This is a genomic window from Blautia sp. AM47-4 (assembly GCF_003479865.1).
Taxonomy (GTDB): Bacteria; Bacillota; Clostridia; order Lachnospirales; family Lachnospiraceae; genus Fusicatenibacter; species Fusicatenibacter saccharivorans.
Genome location: NZ_QUHY01000066.1, coordinates 1 through 3,648, shown reverse-complemented (window position 1 = coordinate 3,648; position 3,648 = coordinate 1). Strand labels below are relative to the sequence as shown.

Here is a 3,648-nt window from a genome sequence, read left to right as displayed (position 1 = left end):
TTTTCCGCAGTCATGGTCTGCTCCAAATCAAACAGGGGACGCTACGCTTCCCCTGCGCTGGCTGCCGCCAGCTACCCTTTTGTGGACTTGCCATCTGGGGACACCTTGCAATGCAAGCTGTTCCCAGCCGACAAGTTTCATAAAATATGCTATCTTTTCGATAATCGATGAAGTATAATAAAGTCAGAAATAAATCAGGAATTTGAGGTCAAGGCTTAAACGGGAGGTTTATATGAAAAAATACCAATGTCCTTGCTGCGGATATTTTACCTATAATGTTCCGGCAAATGAAGATTGTGGGTATATCTGTCCCGTTTGTTTTTGGGAGAATGACCCGTTCATTGCTTCTGATAACGAACCAAGCGACTCTAATCATGGAATAACACTAAAAGAAGCGAAATTCAATTTCTCAAAATTTGGTGCTTGTGAAAAAGAAATGTTATGTTATGTCCGATCACCAAGAGATGATGAAAAAGAAATTTCATAGCGACAACTTCCAACTTGTAGAACTGAAAAATTGAAATTTGATGGGATGGTGATATTATGAAAAAGATAATGGCGGTTATGCTATCGTTGCTTGCTTGTACGGTTCTGCTTGCAGGGTGCAACACTTCCTCCGAAAGCAATGAAGAACAGTCCTTAAAGGTATATTCATTTAGCGGAGAAAATGAATATATTTCTGTGTCGAATGGTGTAATTATTTTAGATGGCAAAGATGAAATTTGCTATGGTGGTGATTTGAAAGTGATGTCAGACGATTTTGCTAATATTACCACATACTCAACGACCATTTATATCAATGGAAGCGAAAAAGAAACTCTGCTTTCTAATGGTGTTGATGATCAGACAGGTGAGACAATAGATGTTTCTGGAAATGTTGGACAAATTTCTGGTGACATTCTCAGAGATAGTGACGCTGATAAGTTGACTGATAATTTGTGGTTTGAATTGAAAACAACCAATTTGAACGGAGAAGAAAGCACTTATCGGGTACAGTTAGAGACAACTGAAATCACAAAGGAAGTCAAAAAGTAACCCCAAACTCTTACAACTAAATACCCGCCGCCCACATAGCGGCACACCAAGCAGGAAATCTGAAAAAGGTTGCCTGTCTTTTTCTGCCCAAAATGAGGTGGCAAAACGCCACCCCATCCGCCAATCACAGAAAGGAGTGACACGAAATGCCCTGTCCGCACAACGAAATTTCTATTGTGCAGCGCAGCCAACAGCAGTCTGCGATTGCCGCCGCTGCTTACCAGAGCGGCGAAAAGCTGTTCTGTGAATACGACCAGCAAGTGAAGCACTACCCGGAAAAGCGTGGTATCGTCCACAATGAAATCCTGCTTCCGGCAAACGCCCCGCCGGAGTATGCAGACCGCAATACCTTATGGAACGCCGCCGAAGCGGTGGAGAAGCAATGGAACTCCCAGCTTGCAAGGCGGTGGGTGCTTACCATCCCAAGAGAGATACCACCCGACCAGTATGCTGTCCTTGTCCGGGAATTTTGTGAGCAGCAGTTTGTTTCCAAAGGCATGATTGCTGACTTTGCCATCCATGACCCCCATCCGCCGGGACACAATCCCCACGCCCATGTCCTGCTCACTATGAGGGCAATGGACGAACATGGGAAATGGCTTCCCAAGAGCCGCAAGGTTTATGACCTTGACGAGAATGGGGAACGGATCAAGCTTCCGTCCGGCAGATGGAAAAGCCACAAGGAGGATACGGTTGACTGGAACGACCAGAAGTATTGTGAAATCTGGCGGCATGAATGGGAGGTCATCCAGAACCGCTATCTGGAAGCCAATGACCGCCCGGAGCGTGTGGACTTGCGTTCCTATGCCAGACAGGGGCTTGATATAGTCCCTACTGTCCATGAGGGAGCTGCTGTCCGGCAGATGGAAAAGCGTGGTATCCAGACGAATATCGGCAACCTGAACCGGGAAATCAGAGCCGCCAACAATCTGATGAAGTCTATCCGGCAGCTTATCCAAAACCTCAAAGGCTGGATTACCGAGCTGGGAGAAAAACGGAAGGAGCTGCTTGCACAAAAAGCGGCGGAGGAAGCAACATTTCTTCCCAATCTTTTGATGAAATATATGGAAATACGAAAGGAAGAACGGAAGGACTGGACAAGGGCTGGACAGAACCGGGGGACTTCGCAGGACTTAAAGGCAGTCAGCGAAGCCCTGTCCTATCTCCGGCAAAAGGGGCTTTCCACTGTGGAGGACTTAGAAGCATTTCTGGAATCTTCCGGGAAATCAGCCGCCGATTACCGCAATCAGATGAAGCCAAAGGAAGCCCGCAGCAAAGTGATTGACAGGATTCTTGCCAGCCGGACAGACTGCAAGGAATGTAAGCCTGTCTATGAAAGTACCAGAAGATATTTTTCAAGAAAACAAAGGAAACATTCAAGCAGGAACACTCGGAGGTTGCCCGGTATGAGAAAGCCGCCGCCTACCTTGCCAAGCACCCGGACGATAAGGACAGCACCCAAAAGGAGCTGCAACAGGAGCAGGAAAAACTTCTCAGCGAAATCGCAGAGCTGAAAGTACCGCTGACAGAGGTGCAGGAGGATTTGAAGAAGCTGCGGGATATCCGCTACTGGGTACAGAAAGCCACCCCCGGCACAGAGGAAAGCAAAGAGCCGCCCAAGAAGCAGCCCATCAAGGAAGTCTTGCAGGATAAGGCAGACGAGAAAAAAGCACAAAGAACTGCCCAGGAACAGACGAAACACAGACAACAGGATATGGAACTTTAACAGGCACTTGCCATTTTCAATCAGAGAATGTCAGGTGCTTTTCTTTTTTCAAGGAGGGATAGATTTGAATGTATTTGAAGCTGTGAAGCAGGCCGTCACAACAAGACAGGCTGCGGAGCATTATGGAATCCATGTAGGTCGAACGGGATGGCTTGCTGCCCGTTCCATAACGATAAAACCCCAAGCATGAAGCTGGATCGGCGTTACCACTGCTTCGGCTGCGGTGCGGATGGGGATGTGATTGATTTTGCCGCCGCCCTGTATGGGCTGAGAAAGAAAGAAGCCGCCGTACAGCTGGCACAGGACTTCGGGCTTTCCTATGAGGACTGGAAACCGCCGGGAAAGGAAAAAAAGCCAAAGCCCCGGCAGAAATCCCCGGAGGAACAGTTTCAGGAAGCAAAGAACCGCTGCTTCCGTATTCTTGCCGATTATCTCCATCTGCTTCGGGCATGGAGAACGGACTACGCCCCACACTCCCCGGAGGAAGCCTTTCATCCCCGGTTTATAGAAGCCTTACAGAAGCAAGACCAAGTGGAGTATCTGCTGGATGTGCTGCTGTTCGGGGAAACAGAGGAAAAAGCGGCTTTGATTACGGACTACGGAAAGGATGTGATACAGCTTGAACAGCGAATGGCAGAGCTTGCCGCCGCAGACGCAGCAAGAACTAAAAAACACCATGAACGCCATGCAGCCACCCCAGAGCATTGAGGAAATCAAGGAGGGGCTGGAAACTACCGAGAAAGGCGGTGTCCGTCAGAGCATACGGAACTGCCTGACTGTATTCCAGCGTGACCCGCTGCTTTCCGGGGCTATCGCATACAACATCCTGACTGACCGCAAGGACATCATAAAGCCCATCGGCTTCCACAGGGAAAGCACCGCCCTGA

General features: G+C 48.5%; 2 protein-coding genes and 3 pseudogenes. All 5 read left to right on the top strand.

Annotation, left to right across the window (positions count from 1 at the left end; genetic code table 11):
* The first annotated feature begins 232 nt into the window (after positions 1–232).
* Positions 233–487, top strand: a complete 255-nt coding sequence (locus DW965_RS18320) for a CPCC family cysteine-rich protein (protein ID WP_117762290.1) — start codon at positions 233–235, stop codon at positions 485–487.
* 56 nt (positions 488–543) lie between these two features.
* Positions 544–1,035, top strand: coding sequence for a hypothetical protein (locus tag DW965_RS18315; protein ID WP_002304359.1), 492 nt, complete (start codon positions 544–546; stop codon positions 1,033–1,035).
* A gap of 146 nt (positions 1,036–1,181) precedes the next feature.
* Positions 1,182–2,761: pseudogene (gene mobQ / locus DW965_RS18310) on the top strand (MobQ family relaxase).
* Positions 2,762–2,825: 64 nt separating this feature from the next.
* Positions 2,826–3,469 (top strand): annotated as a pseudogene (locus DW965_RS18305) (CHC2 zinc finger domain-containing protein).
* Positions 3,438–3,648, top strand: a pseudogene (locus tag DW965_RS18300) (hypothetical protein); the annotation flags it as partial. The pseudogenes DW965_RS18305 and DW965_RS18300, both read left to right, overlap by 32 nt.